Source organism: Methylobacterium sp. 77, assembly GCF_000372825.1.
Lineage (GTDB): Bacteria > Pseudomonadota > Alphaproteobacteria > Rhizobiales > Beijerinckiaceae > Methylobacterium.
The window spans coordinates 998,565-1,018,561 of sequence record NZ_KB910516.1 but is presented as its reverse complement, the minus strand read 5'-3'; the positions used below and the strand labels follow the sequence as shown (position 1 = coordinate 1,018,561).

The following is a 19,997-nucleotide window of genomic DNA, read 5'->3' as shown; positions in this document are numbered from 1 at the left end:
GCAGGGCTTGTTTCAGGCGATGGTCTGGAACGTGGTGGACCCGAGAATCCGAGTCCAATCAGCCTGCCGAGGCCTGGGAAACCGGTGTCACCGAACCCCTACTCCGAGACCGTGTGAGTCGAGTCGGACGCGGGGCGGCCAAGGTTTCCGCATGGCTCGGCGAGAAGCGGCCATAACGGAATATGCAACAGGCGGCGTGCCCAATGGCCCGCCGCCTTTCGTGTTGGATTTCCGCGTCAGTTCCTCGGCATGTGCAGCACCGGCACCGCCGGCGCTCCCTCCCATTCCGAATGGCTCGGGATCGACTCGCCCTTCATCACGATGGTGAGCGGGCGCAGGCGCGCGTAATTGCCGACCTTGGTGTCGTAGAGGACGGTCGAGAACGCGCCCACGGAGACGCCCTCGCCCACCACGACCCGACCGACCTTCATGATCCGGTCCTCGTAGAGATGGGTCTGGAGCGCCGAGGTCCGGTTGATCACCGAATAGTCGCCGATGGTGACGCAGTCGAACTCGGTGATGTCGGTGGTGAGCATGCAGACGCCCCGGCCGATCTTCGCGCCGAACAGGCGCAGCATCCAGGGCAGGAACGGCGTGCCCACGAGATGTTCGAGCAGCACCTTGCCGGCCAGACCCCAGTACAGCACGGCCACGGCCTCGGTGCGCATGGCCCACCACGACCACATCGGCCGCATGCCGGGCTCGTAGACGCCCATCAGTAGCCACTTCACGCCGATGACGGTGAAGGACTGAATGAAGGCGATGGCGACGCTGACGGCGATGAAGCTGACGGCGAGCCCGGTCCAGTCCTGCGCCAGGATGGCGGGGTAGAAATAGAAGTCGATCGCCGAGATCGCCAGCGTGATGAACAGCATCGGCGAGAACGAGGTCGAGAACGCCTCGAAGATGCCGCGCCGCAGCTTCGGTCCCATGCCCGGCTCGTAGGTCTGCGCGTCCGAGCCGAGATCGACCTTCTGGCGTGAGGGAAGCTTGATCGGCGGCGAGCCGAACCAGGTGTCCCCCGGCGCCATCAGATCGTTGGCGGGCGGCTTCGACTTGATGCCGACGAGCATGTCCTCGGGGATGACGGCGCCCGGCGGCACCACCGCGTCGTTGCCGACGAAGACGCGGGGGCCCGTGCTCACCGGATGCATGTGCATCCAGCCGCGACGGACCTCTTCCTCGCCGAACACCACCTCGTCGGCGATGAAGTTGCGGGCGCCGATATCGGCCAGATCGTAGCGCCCGGCGAGATTGGTGGAGATTTCCGCCCCCTGCCCCATCCGCGCGCCCATCAACCGGTACCAGGCCCTCATGTAGACCGTGGCGAAGAGCGAGGAGAGCGTCTCGAGGGTCACTTCCGCGGCCAGCGCCACCGCCCATTTGCGCAGGTAGAAGCCGCTATGGATCGAGTAGGTGCCGGACGAGACCCGTGGCAGCACCAGCCAGCGGATGCCGGCGATGAGGAGCACGGTGCCCGCCGTCATCAGCATGGCGGTGGGCCAGGTCAGCAGCGGCAGATACCAATGATAGTCGATATCGGTGATGTCGCTGAGCGAATCGCTGAGCTGATCGAAGATGTAGAAGGCAGGGAAGATCGGCAGCAGCCCGACGGCCGGGATCGCCGCCAGCAGGAAGGCATAGACGGCGAGAAACCCGGCACGCCGACGTGGCGAGGCCTGCGCGGGCTGCGGCAGGTCGTCGGGATCGGCCATGCCGACCTTGCGGCCGGGTGAGCCGTCCCATTGCTCGGCGCGCTCCACCACCGTGCCGGTGGGGATCGTGGTGAGGTCGGCGATCTCTGCGAAATCTCCGATCGTCGTATCGGGGCCGATGACGCAGGAGGTCCCGATGGCGACGTCCGCGCCGATGCTGACAGGGCCGATGACGAGTTCGTTGCCGATCACCTCGGCATTGGCGATGACGAGGCGGCCGCCGAGCGAGGCCCCCTCCCCGACGCTGAGAAGGTCGGGCGCCCCGACTTCGATGTCGGAGATGAGCGCGTCGGCGCCGATCTTGGCGCCGAGCAGGCGCAGGTAGATGGCGATGGCGGGTGAGCCCTGGAGCCATTTGACGTGGACCAGCGGGGTCAGCCGCTGCGTCAGCCACCAGCGGTAGTAGTAAACGCCCCAGAGCGGGTAACGGCCGGGCTTGGTGCGCCCGAGGATCAGCCACTTGGCGGCGACGGCGATGGAGGCCGTGACGGCGTTGATGCCGATATAGACGAGGAGCAAGACCGCCATCTCGCCGAAGAAGCCGAGCGAGCCGCCGGTGAGCAGCAGATAGGTGACGAAGATGCCGAGCCATTGCGAGGTCGCGAGGGCGATCACGAATGGTAAGGCGACCGCCTGAGCGGTCCCGCACAGGAAACGGCGCAGGAGCGGCGGCGCGGAAAAGCCGAGGTCGCGCACGGCCATCTGCGTGCCGACCCCGCCGGTGCGCTCGATCAGCGCTTCCGACATCGCCCGCAGCGTGCGCCGGCCATAGACGTCCTGCAGCGTGATCGCGGCCAGCGCCGGCGCCTCGCGCACCGCGCCGACGAAGCGGGCGGCGAGCAGTGAATGGCCGCCGAGATCGGTGAAGAAGTCGGCCTCGAACGGGATCGGCTGGTTGCCGAAGACCTGTTTGGCCGCGGCCAGCATCGCCGCCTCGGTCTCGTTCTGCGGCAGTTCCTGTTCGCCGGAGAGGTCGGCGACGGTGAGCGTCGCGATGCGCAGGGCCTTGCGGTCGACCTTGCCCGAGGTCAGGCGCGGCAGCACCTCCACCACCTCGAAATGTCCCGGCACCATGTAGGGCGGCATCTGTTCGGCGAGGGTCTGGCGCAGGTGCGCCTTGTCGAACTCCGTCCCCCGCTCAGGGATCAGGAAGGCGACGAGGCGGTCGACGCCGTCGTCCTGGCGCAGGACCACGGCCGCCTGGTTGATGCCGGGCTGGGCCTGAATGCGGGATTCGATCTCGCCGAGTTCCACCCGGAAGCCGCGGATCTTCACCTGGTCGTCGATGCGCCCGTGGAAGACGATCCGATCCAGCGGGTCGAGGGAGACCGCGTCGCCCGAGCGATAGAGCACCGGGTCGGTCCCATCGGAGGAGAACGGGTTGGCGACGAACTTCTCCGCCGTCAATTCAGGCCGCTGGAGATAGCCGCCTGCCACGCCGGGGCCGCCGATGAGGAGTTCGCCCTGCTGGCCGGGCTCGAGGAGTTCCAGGCTCTCGCTGGCCACGTAGACGGAATAGTTCGGGATCGGTCCGCCGATGGTGACGGGATCCCCCGGACGCATCTCGGCGGCGGTCGCCACCACCGTGGCTTCGGTCGGACCGTAGGTGTTGAACAGTTTTCGCGAACCCGTCGCCCAGCGGGCGACCAACGGTTCCGGCAGGGCCTCGCCGCCGAGGAGCACGAGGCGGACGCTCGGCAGCGTCTGCGACAGCATGGCGAGCAGCGTCGGGACCGTGTCGAGGACGGTGATGCGGTTCTGCGTCAGGATGTCGGGCAGCGCCTCGACATCGCCCATCATCGCCGGGCTCGCCACGAACAGCGTCGCGCCGACGAGGTAGGGAACCCAGATCTCCTCCATGGAGAGATCGAACGCCACCGAGGCGCCCTGGAACACCACGTCGTCGGGGCGCATGCCGTAGATGGCGTTTCCAGACCGGAGGAAGTGGCAGATATTGGCGTGGCTGATGACGATGCCTTTCGGCACGCCGGTCGAGCCGGAGGTGTAGATCAGGTAAGCCGGATGCGCGGGCGTGAGGCCGGCGGCACGCGGGTCGGGACGAGGCGCGTCCACCGGCACCTGCGCGAGGAGCGCCTCCGGCGTCAGGGCGGGGGTTCCGGATGGCGCCTGGGGCGCGAGCGCGGGCGAGACCAGCAGCGCTTTCGCTGCGGCATCGTCGAGACAGACGGCGACGCGGTCGGCGGGCGCCTCGGCATCGAAAGGCAGCCACGCCGCTCCCGACATCGTGATGCCGATCTGGGCGATCAGCAGATCGGGACCGCGCGCCATCCAGAGACCGACAACGTCACCGGGGCCGATCCCACGATGGGCGAGGCCGCGGGCGATGGCGCCGGCGCGGGAGGCGACGTCGGCATAGGAGAGTTTCGGATGGCGGCCCGCCGCATCCCTGGTCGCACCGTCGACGATGGCCGGATGGTCGGGGCGAAGCCGGGCGCTCTCGGCGAAGAGCTCCCCCAGAACCTCGTTCCGTATGAGGTCCGGGCGGCTCTCCCCGCGCAGGACGGCCTTCCGCCCAGGCACTCCGGCGCCGCTCCGCGACGTCGTCTCATCCGGACCTGTCTTGTCCAGAAGCGACTCTGCCCGAGGCCGGGTTGTCTCGGCGAGACTGCTCATCCGATGCTCCGCTGCCGGTCCCACCGCTGCGAGACCGTCCTTTTGACCGGGTAGGCGCCCGGATCGTGCCGAAATCGCGGCGCCCCTGATTTGGTCGCGCCGTCTAGCACGTTTGCGGACCCGCCTAGAACCGCCCTTCGCGGAGAAAGGGATTCAGGCCCAACGCCAGCGGGACTGATCGAGGACGAGCACGCTGCCCTGGCGGATGCCCATGCGCGGGGCCTCACGGATGCTGGCATAGCCAAGGATCACCAGGATGGCGCGGGCGACCCCGCCATGCGCGACGATCACCGCTGGCCGGCGCAGGTCCGTGATCGCCGGCCTCACTCGCTCCACCAGCATGGCATAGCTCTCCGAACGCTCGCCGGGTGGGCGATAACCCCAGCGGTCCCGATCCCGCGCCAGGGCGCTGCCGCCATCGCGCCGGCGGATCTCGGCCCAGGTCGAGCCTTCCCAACTGCCGAAATTGATCTCCATCAGGCGGTCGTCGACGTCATAGTCGCCCGGAGCGAGATCGAGGCTGGCTCGGAGCACCTCCATTGTCTGCCGCGTACGCAGGAGTGGGCTTGCCACGAACTCGGCTTCGGCGAGGTCGGCTCCCGCCACGGCCTTCAGCCGTTCGGCCACCGCTTCGGCCTGGCCCCGTCCCGTGGCGTTGAGGGGCACGTCGCGCTGGCCCTGGAGCCGGCCTGCCGCGTTCCAGTCGGTCTGGCCATGTCGAACGAAATACACCGTCATGCGACAGGAGCGCTCATGCGCGCCGGCCCGCTTCGGACGAAGCGAGGCCGGAACGGCCAAGGCTGCGGATCGTTGTCGCGCTCAAGGTTGCTCCATGCGCTACGGGCATCTGCAGACGCCCTTTCCTGAAAAAAGGCGGCTCACCGGTGCCGTGCCCGCTGCATCGATTGAATATCGTATAAGGCGAAGTGTGATCATGTCGAAGAAGCACGGCAAGCGGCATTCGGGCCAATCGGGCGAAGAGAGCGGGCATAAGCGGGAACTGCCCCCTCGTCGCTCGGAATCGGACCAACCTCCGTCCTCCGCCGCCTGGGCCCGCTCGGCGGTGCGTCACGCCGCGCGCGGAGCTCCGATCGATACGGCCGCCCTCGCCTCCTGCGCCGCCTCGGGCATCGTTACGGTGCAACCGGGGGAGGCGGTCGATCTGGGCGCCATCGACGCCGATTCCGATGGCGGTCTCGACAAGGAGGCGGCCAAGGAAGCCCTTGTCGTCGAGCATGGCCGTATCCAGGAGTTGCAGGAACGGCTCTATGCCGAGCATCGGCGCAGTCTCCTCGTCGTGTTTCAGGCCATCGATACCGGCGGCAAGGACGGGACGATCCGCTCGGTCTTCGAGGGCGTGAACCCGCAGGGGTGCCGGGTCTGGTCGTTCAAGGTGCCGAGCGCCGAGGAGCGCGACCATGACTTCCTCTGGCGCTACCACGCCAAGGCGCCGGGGCGCGGCATGATCGGCGTGTTCAACCGCAGCCATTACGAGGACGTGCTGGTGGTGCGGGTGAAATCCCTGGAGCCGGAGGGCGTGTGGCGACCGCGCTACGATCTCATCAACGATTTCGAGCGGATGCTGACTCTCTCGGGCGTCACCGTCCTCAAGTTCTTCCTGCACATCTCGAAGGAGGAGCAGAAGGAGCGGCTGGAGGCGCGGATCGCGGACCCGGAGAAGCACTGGAAGTTCGATGCGGCCGACCTCGTCGAGCGCGAATCCTGGGACGCCTACCAGACCGCCTTTACCGACGCCCTGAGCCGCTGCTCCACCTCGCACGCACCCTGGCACGTGGTGCCCGCCAATCGGAAATGGTACCGCAACCTCCTCGTCGCCCGCACGATCGCCAACACCCTCGAGGCGATGGACCCGCGCTATCCCGACGCCCAGCCGGGCATCGCTGAGCTGACCGTACCCGATTGATCTCAAGCACGAAGCGCATGTGCCATGCCTTCATGGATCGCACGCGCTTCGATGGTCTCGGTGTCGTCGAAGGCGCCGGCACTCCGCACAAGTGATCAAGCGGGACGGTGCCACCCTGATCGGCGCGCAGACGCTGTCGGGGGCGTTCGCGAAAACCGACGACGACTGACGAAATCGCTCATGCACGATCCGCGTGGTCGGGCCGCCAGCGCGTCAGTCTCGCCGGCAGCGCCCGGGTCATCGTGCCGCCGACCCGCCGGGCGTTGCGCTGATAGAGGATGCCGAGCCCGATCATGCCGAGGCCGATGAGCGACAGGGCGAAGGGGAAGAGCAGAGAGTCGCGGAAGACCCGGCTCGCCAGATCGCCGAGATAGAGCGCGACGCCGATGGCGCCGAACACCGCGTAGATCCGGCGCGAGAGGAAGATGGCGAAGCCGATCAGGCCGACATTCATCAGGGCGTAGAGCGCTTTCGCGACCTCGCTGTCGGAATGGTGCCACGTCACCGCGCCCCAGAAGGTGAGGATGCCGGAAAGATGGAGCCAGAACGCGTAATCCGCCTGCTTCTGGCGCAGATCGACCGCCCAGGCGAAGGCGACGAGGCCGAGACCGAACCAGAGCGAAATCGTCCGCCGGGTCTCCCAATCGAGGTCCGGGCTCGTGGCCCAGGCGCCAAGATCCATCGACAGGAACCACAACGACACCGCCGCGATCAGGGTGATGAAGCCGAAGCGCGTGACGCGAAGGGCGATGGCGGAGGCCACCAGCGTCGCCGCTTCCATCGGCACCCAGCCGCCCTTGATCCAGGCGAAGATCTCGCGATAGGCGCCCGGCCGTCCGTGCCCGCTCCAACCCCAGCTCTCCTGCAGGCCGTAGACGGCGAGCGGCGTCATCGCGACGGCGCAGGCGACGAGGAGGCCGCCGGGGACCGGCAGGTCGCGGGTGGTGCGGAGAAATTGTCCGGCGGCGATGAAGACGGCCGCATAGAACAAGGCGGTGGCCGTGAGGGCCGGACCGCCCATCAGGCCGAAGGCCAGGGTCGAGAACAGGCCCATCGCACCGATGACGACGAGGGCCCCGGCATACCAGAGCACGTGGGCGAGATCGAAGGACACGGCCCGCCCGGGCTTCGCAGCGTGCAAACTCGCGGCGTAGAACGAAGCGAGCGCCCGCGCCTGTTCGGCGGTGATGATACCGGCGGCCGCGGCGTCATCGAAGGTGGGCCTGGATTTCATGGAGGCGGGCCCTCGGCGGGTAGCGGCCTCGGAGCGGATCGAGACACCCCGCCTAATCCAAGGGACGCCTCCGGCGCGGAGCGCTCCCGCACATGGCGAGCCTCACTCTTTGCTGTCGAGTCTCAGGTCCGGCGCCTCTGGGTTCTTCATGCCGACCACGTGGTAGCCGGCATCCACATGCAGGATCTCGCCGGTCATGCCGCGCGACATGTCGGAGATGAGGTAGGAGGCGGTCTCGCCGACTTCCTCGATGGTCACGGTACGACGCAAGGGGGCGTTGTACTCGTTCCACTTCAGGATGTAGCGGAAGTCGCCGATGCCGGACGCGGCCAGGGTCTTGATCGGCCCGGCGGAAATCGCGTTGACGCGGATTTTCGAGGGGCCGAGATCGGCGGCGAGATAACGCACGGAGGCTTCGAGCGCGGCCTTGGCGACGCCCATCACGTTATAATGCGGCATCCACTTCTCGGCGCCGTAATAGGTGAGCGTGAGGAGCGAGCCGCCATTGGGCATCAGCTTCTCGGCCCGTTGGGCCACCGCCGTGAACGAGTAGCACGAGATCATCAGCGACTTGGTGAAGTTCGCCTCCGACGTCTCGACGTAGCGGCCGGTCAACTCGTCCTTGTCGGAGAAGGCGATGCAGTGGACGACGAAGTCGATCCCCTGCGGGAAGACTCGGCTCGCCTCCGCGAACACGGCGTCGATCGAAGCGCCGTCGGTGACGTCGCAATGACCGACCACATGGGCGTCGAGTTCGCGCGCCAGGGGCTCGACCCGCTTCTTCAGGGCATCGCCCTGGTAGCTGAAGGCGAGCTTGGCCCCATGGGCATGGGCGCTCTTGGCGATGCCCCAGGCGATGGACCGGTTATTGGCGACACCGAGCACCAGACCGCATTTTCCGGCGAGCAAGCCGCCGACGTGATCGTGTACCGGGTTCGTGTCCGCCATGAGTCACCTGAGCGAGAGGCTGTCGCGCGCTGGAGCGGACCCATCCGCAGCCGGGGGAAGCGCTCGCGCCGAGGCATCCTTAGCGGAGGTGTGCCGGTGACGGAAGTCCGAGCCTAGACCTGTCCAGAGCCGGTGCGCGCCGCCCGGCGGTTCTTAGCGTAGGCGAGGAGGGATTCGTCCTCACCCGCGGGCAGCGAAATCGCCGTGGTGGCGAACAGGTCGCCGCGGGTGCCGTCCTTCTTCGGAAGGCCTTTGCCTTTGAGACGGAAGGTCCGACCCGAACTCGTCATCGCCGGGATGCGCATCTCCACGGCGCCGCTCAGCGTGGGGACCCGGATCGGGCCGCCGAGGATCGCATCCTCGAGGGGCAGGTCCACGGACGTGCGCAGGTCCGCCCCCTCCATGGAGAAGCGCGGATGCGGAAGGATGCGGATGGTCAGGAGGGCATCGCCCGGCGAAGAGCGCGGACCGCCGGCCCCACCGAGGCCGCGCAGGCGGATGGTCTGCCCGTCCACGACGCCCTTGGGTACCACGACGTCCACGTCGCGCGCGCCGAGGGAGATGCGCAGCTTCTCCTCGCTCGCCACCTGTTCCAGGGTCACGGAAAGCTCGGCCGCGAGATCCTCGCCCTTCATCGGTCCTCGGGCGCCGGGGCCCGCGCCTCCGCCGCCGCGGAACGTGTCGCCGAACAGGTGCGAGAAGATGTCCTCGCCGATCCCGCCGCCGCCGGCCCGGCTGCGTGCCGCGCTCTCGAAGTCGAATCCCGAGGCACGGCCGCCACCGGGGCCGCCGCCAAAGCCGCCGAACCCTTCGAACCCGGATGCGCGCGGCTTCCCGTCGCCATCGATCTCGCCACGGTCGAACTGGGCGCGCTTGGTCGCATCGCCGACGATCTCGTAGGCGCTGTTGGCTTCTGAGAAGCGGTCTTTCGCCTTGGCGTCGTTCTTGTTGGTGTCGGGATGATAGGCCTTGGCGAGCTTGCGATAGGCCTTCTTGATGTCGGCCTCGCTGGCGCCCTTGGCCACACCCAGAACGTCGTAGGGATTGCGCATCGTCTGATATCGGTCTCGGTGCCGCACGGGGCCGGGCTCATGCCCGCTCCCTGTCGAAGTCATCCGCTATGTGGAATGGCTGTTGCTTCTCTGCAACGGTCGTCCGACAGGATTCGTCGGTTCGATCCACGCGTCAACCCGCTGGTCCGCCGGACGATCCCCGGCATCGGACGATCTAGGCCTTAAGCCTTCGATTTTGCCATGCGGACGCGGGTCAACTCCCATTCGCCGCCCGAGGGCTTGCAGCCGGTGCCGCGAACGAACCGGCTGCGGACGGGCGCGATGACCGAGGCGAGGAAGTCCCGGCAGATCAGGTCGTTGGCGACATAGGGAAGGCCGGTCGGGCTGATCGATCCGCGCAAGGACGAATCCGGATTGTCCCATTTGACCGGGCGGCCGTTGCCCTGCGGATCGAGCGCCACCGCCAGGGCCGCATGCGCCCGGCGCCAATCCTCGTCGGACATCTCGCCGCCGAAGCTCTTCGGGCGCTTGTCGATGCTGCCCGTGACCAGGGGCTCCGGGACCGTCACGGCCGGCTCTTCCTTGGTCTCACTCTGAAACGTGAGAATGGGAATGCCGCAGCCGGCCAGCGACAAGGCCAAGACCACGCTGCCCGAGGCCAGCACGGCTGCGCATCGGGCACGAGCGGGCCGGGGTGCGACGATGGCGCGGGTGAGGGTAGGTTGGGCTTTACTCTCGCTCCGACGCATTACACCTGTTCTCACGACGTGACTCGAACAACGACAAATCGTGTCCCACGTCGGTGCCCCCGACCCGGATCTCACCAACAGGATTACGCCTTGGATCGGTTAAGGATCGATGAGCCGGCCGCGTCCGGCGCTGTCCCACCCCTCCCCGACCCGCTCGGGCCCGGTGGAGACTTCACGCTGTCCACAGACCCCTGGGCGCTGTTCGCCGCCTGGATGGGCGAGGCCGAGCGCTCGGAATCGGAGGATGCCAACGCCATGGCGCTCGCCACGGCCGGCTCCGATGGCCTTCCCGACGTCCGGATGGTCCTGCTCAAGGGCGTCGATGAAACCGGTTTCGTCTTCTATACCAACGTCGACTCTGCCAAGGGCGAGGAACTGGCGCAGAATCCGCAGGCCGCGCTCGTTCTGCACTGGAAGAGCCTGCGCCGGCAGGTCCGCGCGCGCGGAGCCGTGAGCCCTGTGACGGCCGAGGAAGCGGATGCCTATTTCGCCAGCCGCCGCCGCGAGAGCCGGATCGGCGCACATGCCAGCCGCCAGTCGCGCCCCCTCGCCGACCGCGCCACCCTCGAGGCGGAGGTCGCCGCCCTGTCGTCCCGCTACGAGGACCAGCCGGTCCCGCGGCCGGAAAACTGGACGGGCTTTCGCATCGCACCGGTCTCGATCGAGTTCTGGCAGAATGGACCCTACCGGCTCCATGACCGCGTCCGCTTCACCAGGTCCGGCGGCGGCTGGAGCGGGGCCAGGCTCTATCCTTGAGGAAAGGGGCGCTTTCTGGAAGGGTTCCAGCCTTGCTGCGCCGCGGGATCGACCCTGGATTTCCCCGTCGGCGCGGCTTAGACCTGGGCACGGCACGGCGGTTTTTTCGAGTGTTTACCGCCTCCCGATCCTGAAGGAACGGCCTTGGCCACATCGAGCAACGAACGCCGTCGCATCATGCTGCTGACGGGCGCGAGCCGCGGAATCGGCCACGCCACGGTCAAGCGCTTCTCCGCGGCCGGTTGGCGGGTGATCACCTGTTCCCGCCACGCCTTTCCCGAGAACTGCCCGTGGGAGATGGGTCCGGAGGATCACCTCCAGGTCGATCTCTCCGACCCCGAGGATACGATGCGCGGCGTGGCGGAAGTCGCCGGGCGCCTGGCCGAAGAGGGCGGTCTGCTCCACGCGCTGGTCAACAATGCCGGCATCTCGCCCAAGGGCAGCAACGGCGAGCGCCTCGGCGCCATTGCCACCGAATTCGGCGACTGGCGCAAGGTGTTCCAGGTCAACGTCTTCGCGCCCCTGCTCCTGGCACGCGGCCTGTGTGAGGAACTCACCCGCGCCAAGGGCTCCATCGTCAACGTCACCTCGATCGCGGGTTCCCGCGTGCATCCCTTCGCGGGGGCGGCCTACGGCACGTCGAAAGCGGCCCTGGCCGGCCTCACCCGCGAGATGGCCAGCGACTTCGGACCCCTCGGCGTCCGCGTGAACGCGATCTCGCCCGGCGAGATCGATACGGCGATCCTGTCGCCGGGCACCGACAAGATCGTGGCGGGCATCCCGCAGCGCCGCCTCGGCACGCCCGACGAGGTGGCGAAGGCGATCTACTTCCTGTGCACCGAAGCCTCGTCCTACGTGAACGGTGCCGAGCTGCACATCAACGGCGGCCAGCATGTCTGAACGAGGTGCGCTCTCGGCGCTCCTCGCGGCTCCAATCCTCGCCGTCTCGCTCCTGAGCGCCGAACCCGTCCAGGCGGAACCCGTCAAAACCGACCCTGTGGTGACGATCCTCGACCTGCCCTTCACGGCCCGCGCCATGCGCGGACCCGGCAGCGAGGTCTCCCTGGCGGTGGCGACGTCGGGTCTTCTCCCTCTCGCCCGCCCCAAGGGATTGAAGGGCGAGGTGGTGGAGGATGTGCCCATCGCCGTCATATGGGGCGACGAGGGCGGGGCCGCCCTGACATTCAGCGATGGCAAGGTCGCGACGATTCTGCTCGGTGCCGAAGCCGTGGAGGGGCTCGCCGCATCGGAGACCCCGCGCGGCGCTATCGCCGGCTCCCGCCGCGCGACCCTCGGCCCGGTCAGCGCCCACCTGTCCGAACCCGTTCGTCCCAATGCCAGCGAGCCCGAGCGCGCCGGCACGCTCACCATCCGCGAGCGCCAGCCAATTGGGATGAGCGCGGACCCGAAGCCCGTCCCCATCGTCACCACCGCCGTCTCGGCCGGTTCCGATGCGGCTTTCGCCCTGCGCCGCCCGGTGGTGGCGCTGATGGACGGCCGGCCGGTTTTCGTGGCGGTGACGTCGCAGGACGGCGGATCGGCCCTGGCCCTGGTCGGCAAATCCGCGGCGGAGTCCGGCAAGCCCTCGGCAGAGCCCGGCAAGCCCTCGGCGGAGACCGACAAGGCTTGGTCCATCCTCGCCCGGAGCCCCGTCCAGGCCACGAGACCGGGGGGGCAGGCATTGAAGGTCGCGGCGATCGGTCATTTCTCGGCGGCCGGACGGCCCCAGATCGCCGCGGTGGCGGCACCCGACGGGGCCGGAATCCTCCAAATCTGGACCTATGACGCCAATGCCCTGCGCCTTGCCGGCGAGGCGACCGGCTATACCGACCTGTCGCCGGGCGAGGGCGGGACCGATCTCGCGTCCGTCCTCGATGCCGATGGGGATGGCGTCCCGGAACTCGCCCTGCCGGTGGCCGACCGCAGCGCTCTCGCGATCCTGTCCCTGAAGGACGGCATCCGCGAGGTGAGGCGAATCCCTCTGCCCGGCCTTGCCGCCTTCGGTGTCGCCGCCATCGGCCAGGGCGCACGCACGCGCCTCCTCGTCGGCCTCGCCGACGGGCGCGTCGCGCTCATCTCTCCGCAACCGTGAACCCGCGAGCATCATGAGCGAAGCAGCGAGCGAGGACGGCTCCGACGTCCGGCTCTTCCCGGCGCGACCCTTCGTCGGCGCATCCATCGCCGTCATTCGCGACGGGCGGGTGCTTCTGGCCGCGAGAGCCAACGAGCCCCTGCGCGGGGTCTGGACCCTTCCCGGTGGCCTGGTCGAGGCCGGCGAGACGCTGGCGCAGGCGGCCTTGCGCGAATTGCACGAGGAAGTCGGCGTCTCGGCCATCGTCGTCCGGTCCCTGATCCCGACCGAGATCATCCTGCGCGCCGAGGACGGCCGCGTGCGTCACCATTACGTCGTCCATCCCCATGCGGCTCTCTGGGCGTCGGGAGAGCCGGCACCCGGTCCCGAGGCTCTGGACGTGCGCTGGGCCCTTCTCGAGGAGCTCGCCGATCTCGCGACGACGCCGGGGCTCCAGGAAACGGTGGCCGAGGCCTTCGCGCTGGTCGGTGACCATGCGGGACCCCGATGAGACGGGTTCACTCGTCGGTACTGTGGAGAACGGGATCGTCGGGAGAACGTTTAAGCCTGACGGATGAGGGGCACGGGAGCGAAGGACGAGGAGTGACCGTGTCGGGTGTGAAGCGACGTCCGTCTCAGGCGGTCCTGCTGGTGCTCGCAGGATTCGTGTCGAGCGTGCCCGACATCGCCACGGCGCAGCAGCGACCGGCCTCCGCACGACCTGCGCAGAAATCCTCGGAGAAGGATAAGGAGCCCCCCGCTCCGGCCGAGCCGCCGCCCGCTCCCTACGACCGCGATCTGATGCGGCTGTCCGAGATCATCGGCTCGCTCTCCTTCCTGCGCAGCCTGTGCGCGGCCTCGGATGCGGCGGAATGGCCGACCCGGATGAAGGCGCTGATGGATGCGGAGGGGGTGACGCCGGGGCGGAGGGACCGGCTCGCCGGAGCCTATAACCGTGGTTATCGCGGCTATTCCCTCACCTACCGAGCCTGCACGCCTTCCGCGAACGAAGCGGCGTCCCGCTATGTCGTGGAGGGCGAACGCCTGTCCCACGCCCTGGCCAGCCGGTTCGGGGGGTGAGAATATTGTTGCGTTCGGGCAACAAGGGATGGGCTGAGGAAAAATTCGTCGTATTCGACCGTCCGCGTTAACCGCTTCGCAATTCCCGACTTCCCGGCGCGCCGGCCTCGGCCTATGTTTCGGATATCCGCCGGGCCATTCTTCGGCGCAACCGATGTTTTCGCCATGCAGATCGATACCGCTCCCGCGCCTTTCGAGGCCGATCTCGACGACAAGCGCGCCGCCCTCGGCTACGTGTCGGAAGCGTTCGCGGAAGGCTGCCTCGACGGGCTCGACGGCGATTGCATGGCCCAGGCCGCGCTGTTCGCCGCGTTCCAGGAGCTGGTGATGACCTACGGCGAGGACGCCACCGCGCGCTACGCCGAGGGTTTCCCGGACCGCATCCGCGGCGGCGCCTTCACCACGGCGCCCCAGCATTAAGCCGAAGCGTATCGATTTTTCGACGGGTCCCTGACAAGAGATGCCTTTGGGGCGTCGATGCCAGCCTTAGGCTCCTGATTTCCAGATTCGCCGATGCAGGGACGACGGGAGACGAACTCCTGTCGGATGCGTCATGAATTGGGTGTCGGATCTCTCGATCCGTCACGGGCGGCAGGAAACCGGTCGGTCCGGGAGGATCTTCCGATCCGGATGGCGTCTTCCGCTTCCTGGTTGAGTCAAGCGGCTCCCGGTGCCGGTATGTGGATGCCGACCGGGCTCATCTCGGGCATCGTCCGCTCTTTGCTTCGCCGGTCACGGGTGAGAAGAAGGAGGGCGGAACAGACGGCCGCCCCGGCGATGAGATCGACGAAGTAATGACCGCCGATCGGAACCGTCGATATGACGACGAGGGCGTTCCAGACCGCGACGGGCACCGCGAGGACGCGCATCTCCCTCCAGGCATGAGCCGTCGCAACCGCCACGGCCGTGTGGAAGGACGGAAAGGTCACCACCCCTGCCGGCTGGGTGACGTCGATGGTTCTCGTCGCGCCGTTCCGGTACGCCTCGAAGGCGTGGAGGTGGTAGATGCCGGCCCCGTCCGGAAGTCGCGCCAGGATGTCGGATGACAGGTTCAGTGCCTCGAAAGCTCCCACGGCGGGAGCGATCCCCGAAGCCAGAGTGCAGACGAGCGCCGCGCCGACGATGCAGGCGCAGAAGCGCCACGCGCTGTGTGATCGAGACGCGAGGACGAGTGTGAACAGGGTCACGAAAATGAGGGCGATCGAGCTCTCATAGGCTGTCATCAGCACCAGAACGACCAAGTCCCACTGGGACACCCATTCAACGAAGGCCTTCGCATCGAGCCCCATCGCGCGATCGAGGGCGATGAGGTGGTGATCGATCAGGGGGGCGCCCGTCCCCAGGGCGGCCAAGGCGATCATACCGGTCATGCCGAGAGACCAGCATGTCACGGTCGTTGTCCCGAGGAGGTCGGCGATGATGCGGTTTGGTCTTATCGCCGTGTAAAATAGCTGGATTCCGACCATCAGCGATATGGCTGCGAATCCGATTGCCAGCGGCAGAATCTCAAGACGAAATCCGAGCAGGAGCGGCATCGCCAGGCCGTAAGCCGTCGCGAGCCCACCAAAGATCCATGACAAAGCTTGGTTACGCCGCATACGCCCCACCCCAGATGCTATTCAGGGTAGCATCGGCGGGTTGACGTTTTGTTACGGCGTCGTCTTCGGCAGCACCGCTTAAGCGGTAGGGACGAGCGCTACGGTGCGGTCGGCAACGCCTCGTCGAAGACCACCGCCTCCCCGCTCGATGGGCCGACGAGTTCGCCCTGCCACATCACGCGCTTGCCCCGCACGAGCGTGCCCACCGGCCAGCCGGTGACGGTGACGCCGTCATAGGGCGTCCAGCCGCATTTCGAGGCGATCCAATCGTTGCGGATGGTCTCGCGGCGTTTCAAATCCACCACCGTCACGTCGGCATCGTAACCCACCGAGAGGCGGCCCTTGCGGCTGATGCCGAACAGGCGCTTCGGGCCGGCGCTCGTCAGATCGACGAAACGGGCGAGGGAGAGGCGCCCGTTGGCGACGTGGTCGAGCATGATCGGCACCAGAGTCTGTACGCCGGTCATCCCGGAGGGTGAGTCGGGATAGGGCTTGGCCTTCTCCTCGAGCAGATGCGGCGCGTGATCCGAGCCTAGGATGTCGGCGACACCCTGTGTCAGCCCATGCCAGATCCCGTCGCGATGGGCGGCGTCGCGCACCGGCGGATTCATCTGCACCAGGGTACCGAGGCGCGCATAAGCCTCGGTGCCGTCGAGGGTGAGGTGATGCGGCGTCACCTCGACGCTGGCGACGTCCTTGTGATCGGCGAGATAGACCATCTCCTCCGCCGTGGAGATGTGCAGGATGTGGATGCGCGCGCCGGTCTCCCGCGCGATCCGCACCAGGCGCTGCGTCGCCTTCAGCGCGACCTCGGGCGAGCGCCAGACCGGGTGCGAGGACGGATCGCCTGGAACCCGCAGGCCCTTGCGCTCGCGCAGCATCGGCTCGTCCTCGGCATGGAAGGCGGCACGGCGGTGGGTACGCTTGAGGATCTCGGCGACGCCGGCATCGTCCTCTACCAATAGCGCGCCGGTGGAGGAGCCGACGAAGACCTTGATGCCGGCGGCCCCCGGCAGGCGTTCGAGCGCGGCGACCTCCGTCGCGTTCTCATGGGTGCCGCCGACCCAGAAGGCGAAGTCGCAATGCATGCGATGGTGGCCCCGCGCGACCTTGTCGGCGAGGGCCTCGGCGCTGGTGGTCAGCGGGTTGGTGTTGGGCATCTCGAAGACGGCGGTGACGCCGCCCATCACCGCGGCGCGGGATCCCGATTCGAGGTCTTCCTTGTGGTCGAGGCCGGGCTCGCGGAAATGGACCTGGGTGTCGATGACGCCGGGCAGCAGGTGCAGTCCGGTGCAGTCCTGGCGTTCGCCCTCCGCCCGGGACAGGTCGCCGATGGCGGCGATCCGCCCGTTCCTGATGCCGAGATCGGCAGCGTGCTCGCCGTCGTGATTGACGATCCTGCCGCCGGTGAGGAGGAGATCGAAGGGCTGGTCCATCGGGGTCGCTCCTGATCGGCGTTGAGACACGGCTGGCGGCGGCTTATGTCAGCCTCGTGCGGCGCGCAACGCCGCGCCCTGCACTCTCGCCCTGTAATGCTCGTTCATGACGCGTACCGGGAAGGCGTCGCAGGATGTCGTTCGAGGAGTTCACATGCCGATCGCCCTGCTGCCGGACCGCGCCGTTATGACTATCGCGGGCGAGGAGGCCACGAGTTTTCTCCAGGGCGTGGTGACCTGCAATATCGAGACCCTCGAACCGGGAGAGGCGCGCCTCGGCGGGCTGCTGACCCCGCAGGGCAAGATCCTGTTCGATTTCCTGATCTGGAGCTCCGGCGACGGCTTCCGCCTGGATTGCCCCGCCGAACAGGCCCCGGCTCTGGCCAAGCGCCTCACGCTCTATCGCCTGCGCGCCAAGGTGACGATCGCCGTCGATCCGACGCTGGGGATCGCCGCGTCATGGGACGGTGCCGAGACCTCTGCCGACACCGAACGCTTGCGCGAGGGACGCCTCGCTTCGTTGGGCGAGCGCCTCGTCTTCTCCGAAGGTGCGTTCTCGGCGGATGCCACGGAGGCCGATTATCACGCGCACCGTATCGGGCTCGGCATCCCCGAGGGTGGTCGCGACTTCGCCTATGGCGAAGCCTTCCCGCACGAGGCACTGATGGATCAACTCGGCGGCGTCGATTTTCGGAAAGGTTGCTATGTCGGGCAGGAAGTGGTGTCGCGCATGCAGCATCGTGGCACCGCCCGCACCCGCATCGTCCCCGTGATCTCCACCGAGGGCGAGGCATTGATCTCAGGCGCCGAGGTGAGTGCCGGGCCGCGCGGGCTTGGCGCGATCGGCAGCGTCTCGGGTTCGCGCGGACTCGCCATGCTGCGCCTCGACCGTCTCGCCGACGCGGTCGCCGCCGGAGAGCCGGTTCGGGCCGGCGGTACGATTCTCGGTGTCGAGAAGCCGTCCTTCGCCACTTTCGCTTTCCCTGAAGTCTCACCGGCCGGCTGACGCCGTCGTCTGGCGTTCTGCATTCGTTCCGGTTAGGCTGCGTTCATGCCGCACGATTCCACAGGCCTGATCCAGCATCCCGACGGCTGCCCGCGCTGCTGGTGGGCCGGGCTCGACCCGGTCTACGTCGCTTATCACGACACAGAATGGGGCGTGCCCGAGCATGACGGCCGAGCCTTGTACGAAAAACTGATCCTGGACGGGTTCCAGGCCGGCCTGTCCTGGATCACCATCCTGCGCCGCCGCGACGGCTTCCGCCGGGCTTTCGCCGGGTTCGGGCCGGAGGCCATCGCGCGGTTCACGCAGGATGACGTCGAGCGTCTGATGCAGGATTCCGGCATCATCCGGAACCGCGCCAAGATCGTCGGCACCATCGCGGGCGCCCGCGCCTTCCTCGCCCTCGAGGAGCGTGGGCCGGGCTTCTCGCGGTTCCTGTGGGATTTCGTCGGCGGCAGGCCGATTCAGGGGGAGGCGCGGGACAGGGCCGGCATCGCCACCGAGACGGAGGTCTCACGCCAGATCTCTCGCGCCCTCAAGGCGGAAGGATTCAGCTTCTGCGGCCCGACCATCGTCCATGCCTTCATGCAGGCGGTGGGCATGGTGAACGACCATCTCGTCGGCTGCCACCGCCATGCGGCCTGCGCGGCCATGGGAGCCCAGCCTTGAGTTCGGTCGCTCCGCGCGCTTGGCAGCGGATGCTGTCGGGCCGCCGCCTCGATCTCCTCGATCCCTCACCCAAGGATATCGAGATCGCCGATATCGCCCACGGCCTTGCCCGGGTCGCGCGCTGGAACGGCCAGACCGCCGGGCCGCACGTCTTTTCCGTGGCCCAGCACGCTCTGCTGGTGGAGGCGCTCGGCGCGGTTCTGGCACCCGGTCGAAGCCGGGTGCAGCGCCTCGAACTTCTTCTGCACGACGCGCCGGAATATGTGATCGGCGACATCATCTCGCCGTTCAAGGCGACGATCGGCCCGTCCTACAAGACGGTGGAACTGCGCCTGATGGCGGCGATCCGCCTGCGATTCGGCCTGCAGGATCCAACCGAGGAGGAAGCCCGCCTCGTCAAACGCGCCGACGCGGTGGCGGCCTATCTCGAGGCGACGAGGCTCGCGGGCTTTTCCGAGGACGAGGCCGGCATGATCTTCGGTCGTCCCGAAGCAACGGGTCTGGAGGTGTCGGCATTGATCGAGCCCTGGTCCACCGCTGAAGCGCAAGCCCGGTTCCTCGCCAGATTCCAGGCACTTATCTCCGGTTCATGATGTCGTATATCCACGTCTGCCCCCTATCCCAGTTGACGTCCAGCCTGGCGTGCACCGGCGCCAGCCACCTGATGACGTTGATGAAGGTCGGGACCGCGATCGCCCGGCCCGACATCATCGGGGAAGGTCGCCACTGCGTGATCGAGGTCAGCGACATCGTCGCTCCCCTCGATGGGCATGTCCTGCCGGGCGAGGTGCATGTGCGCCGCATCCTCGATTTTGCCGCCGCCTGGGACCGGGACCAGCCTCTCCTGATCCATTGCTATGCCGGCATCAGTCGCTCCACCGCGGCGGCCTACATCGCCGCCTGCGCCTTGGCGCCGGAGAGGGACGAGGCCGAGATCGCCCGTGCCTTGCGTGCTGCATCGCCATCGGCGACTCCCAATGCCCTGTTCGTCGAGATCGCCGACCGGCTGCTGGCGCGCGATGGGCGGATGTCGGCCGCCATCGCTGGGATCGGTCGAGGGGCCGACGCGTTCGAGGGAACGCCGTTCATGCTCGCCCTGGCGTGACGCGAGACGAGGCTCCCCCCCCCAGGTCGAGAATGGCAGGAATTCAGTGTGGCCGAAACGAC

Annotated in this window: 19 protein-coding genes; 11 read left to right on the top strand and 8 right to left on the bottom strand. The window is 67.7% G+C overall.

Translation table 11 applies throughout. The features are described from left to right. Nucleotides 1-236 precede the first annotated feature (236 nt). Complete coding sequence (locus tag A3OK_RS0104725; RefSeq protein WP_026596942.1) at nt 237-4,349, bottom strand: Pls/PosA family non-ribosomal peptide synthetase; 4,113 nt, start codon at nt 4,347-4,349, stop codon at nt 237-239. 153 nt (nt 4,350-4,502) lie between these two features. After that, nucleotides 4,503-5,087, bottom strand: a complete 585-nt coding sequence (locus tag A3OK_RS0104720) for a histidine phosphatase family protein (RefSeq protein WP_026596941.1) — start codon at nt 5,085-5,087, stop codon at nt 4,503-4,505. A 196-nt stretch (nt 5,088-5,283) separates the two neighbouring features. Between A3OK_RS0104720 and A3OK_RS0104715 the strand changes: the two genes are divergently transcribed. Then, entirely contained in the window at nt 5,284-6,273 is a 990-nt protein-coding gene (locus A3OK_RS0104715) for a polyphosphate kinase 2 family protein (RefSeq protein WP_019903782.1), read from the top strand. A 178-nt stretch (nt 6,274-6,451) separates the two neighbouring features. On the opposite strand, the gene A3OK_RS0104705 is transcribed toward A3OK_RS0104715, so the two are convergent. The 4 genes from A3OK_RS0104705 to A3OK_RS0104690 form a co-directional block, all read right to left on the bottom strand. Further along, nucleotides 6,452-7,507: a hypothetical protein gene (locus A3OK_RS0104705; protein ID WP_019903780.1), complete on the bottom strand. Its 1,056-nt coding sequence runs from the start codon at nt 7,505-7,507 to the stop codon at nt 6,452-6,454. A 102-nt stretch (nt 7,508-7,609) separates the two neighbouring features. Further along, nucleotides 7,610-8,455 carry an enoyl-ACP reductase FabI gene (gene fabI, locus A3OK_RS0104700; protein ID WP_019903779.1) on the bottom strand — a complete coding sequence of 282 codons (846 nt, stop codon included), beginning with the start codon at nt 8,453-8,455 and terminating at the stop codon, nt 7,610-7,612. Nucleotides 8,456-8,568: 113 nt separating this feature from the next. Beyond that, on the bottom strand, nt 8,569-9,507 hold the full coding sequence (locus A3OK_RS0104695; protein ID WP_019903778.1) for a DnaJ C-terminal domain-containing protein: 939 nt from the start codon (nt 9,505-9,507) through the stop codon (nt 8,569-8,571). A gap of 182 nt (nt 9,508-9,689) precedes the next feature. After that, nucleotides 9,690-10,217, bottom strand: a complete 528-nt coding sequence (locus A3OK_RS0104690) for an RT0821/Lpp0805 family surface protein (protein WP_026596940.1) — start codon at nt 10,215-10,217, stop codon at nt 9,690-9,692. Nucleotides 10,218-10,394: 177 nt separating this feature from the next. Between A3OK_RS0104690 and pdxH the strand changes: the two genes are divergently transcribed. The 6 genes from pdxH to A3OK_RS0104660 all read left to right on the top strand — a co-directional run bounded on the left by pdxH (nt 10,395) and on the right by A3OK_RS0104660 (nt 14,544). Beyond that, complete coding sequence (gene pdxH, locus A3OK_RS0104685) at nt 10,395-10,973, top strand: pyridoxamine 5'-phosphate oxidase (RefSeq protein WP_026596939.1); 579 nt, start codon at nt 10,395-10,397, stop codon at nt 10,971-10,973. A gap of 177 nt (nt 10,974-11,150) precedes the next feature. Beyond that, a complete protein-coding gene (locus A3OK_RS0104680; protein ID WP_036302148.1) occupies nt 11,151-11,873 on the top strand; it encodes an SDR family oxidoreductase in 723 nt (240 codons plus the stop codon). Next, entirely contained in the window at nt 11,866-13,065 is a 1,200-nt protein-coding gene (locus A3OK_RS0104675; protein WP_019903774.1) for a hypothetical protein, read from the top strand. Before A3OK_RS0104680 ends, A3OK_RS0104675 begins: the two co-directional genes overlap by 8 nt. 13 nt (nt 13,066-13,078) lie before the next feature. Further along, nucleotides 13,079-13,555, top strand: coding sequence for an NUDIX hydrolase (locus tag A3OK_RS0104670; protein ID WP_019903773.1), 477 nt, complete (start codon nt 13,079-13,081; stop codon nt 13,553-13,555). A 155-nt stretch (nt 13,556-13,710) separates the two neighbouring features. Then, entirely contained in the window at nt 13,711-14,124 is a 414-nt protein-coding gene (locus A3OK_RS0104665) for a TIGR02301 family protein (protein ID WP_245259413.1), read from the top strand. A 165-nt stretch (nt 14,125-14,289) separates the two neighbouring features. After that, entirely contained in the window at nt 14,290-14,544 is a 255-nt protein-coding gene (locus A3OK_RS0104660; RefSeq protein ID WP_019903771.1) for a hypothetical protein, read from the top strand. Between the two features lie 236 nt (nt 14,545-14,780). On the opposite strand, the gene A3OK_RS0104655 is transcribed toward A3OK_RS0104660, so the two are convergent. Continuing rightward, on the bottom strand, nt 14,781-15,494 hold the full coding sequence (locus tag A3OK_RS0104655) for a phosphatase PAP2 family protein (RefSeq protein ID WP_196805423.1): 714 nt from the start codon (nt 15,492-15,494) through the stop codon (nt 14,781-14,783). A 326-nt stretch (nt 15,495-15,820) separates the two neighbouring features. Continuing rightward, nucleotides 15,821-17,158, bottom strand: coding sequence for a dihydroorotase (locus tag A3OK_RS0104650; protein WP_019903769.1), 1,338 nt, complete (start codon nt 17,156-17,158; stop codon nt 15,821-15,823). 154 nt (nt 17,159-17,312) lie between these two features. Here A3OK_RS0104650 and A3OK_RS0104645 point away from each other — a divergent pair, with 154 nt between their 5' ends. The 4 genes from A3OK_RS0104645 to A3OK_RS0104630 are packed head-to-tail and all read left to right on the top strand — an operon-like array spanning nt 17,313 to nt 19,935. Next, the gene (locus A3OK_RS0104645; RefSeq protein WP_019903768.1) at nt 17,313-18,164 is read left to right on the top strand and encodes a folate-binding protein YgfZ; all 852 of its coding nucleotides are present in this window, start codon (nt 17,313-17,315) and stop codon (nt 18,162-18,164) included. 45 nt (nt 18,165-18,209) lie between these two features. Continuing rightward, complete coding sequence (locus tag A3OK_RS0104640) at nt 18,210-18,830, top strand: DNA-3-methyladenine glycosylase I (protein WP_019903767.1); 621 nt, start codon at nt 18,210-18,212, stop codon at nt 18,828-18,830. A 29-nt stretch (nt 18,831-18,859) separates the two neighbouring features. Beyond that, on the top strand, nt 18,860-19,423 hold the full coding sequence (locus A3OK_RS0104635) for an HD family hydrolase (RefSeq protein ID WP_019903766.1): 564 nt from the start codon (nt 18,860-18,862) through the stop codon (nt 19,421-19,423). Next, nucleotides 19,423-19,935 (top strand): protein-tyrosine-phosphatase, encoded by a 513-nt coding sequence (locus A3OK_RS0104630; protein ID WP_026596936.1) that lies wholly within the window; start codon nt 19,423-19,425, stop codon nt 19,933-19,935. The genes A3OK_RS0104635 and A3OK_RS0104630 overlap by 1 nt, the downstream gene beginning before the upstream one ends. The last annotated feature ends 62 nt before the right edge of the window (nt 19,936-19,997 follow it).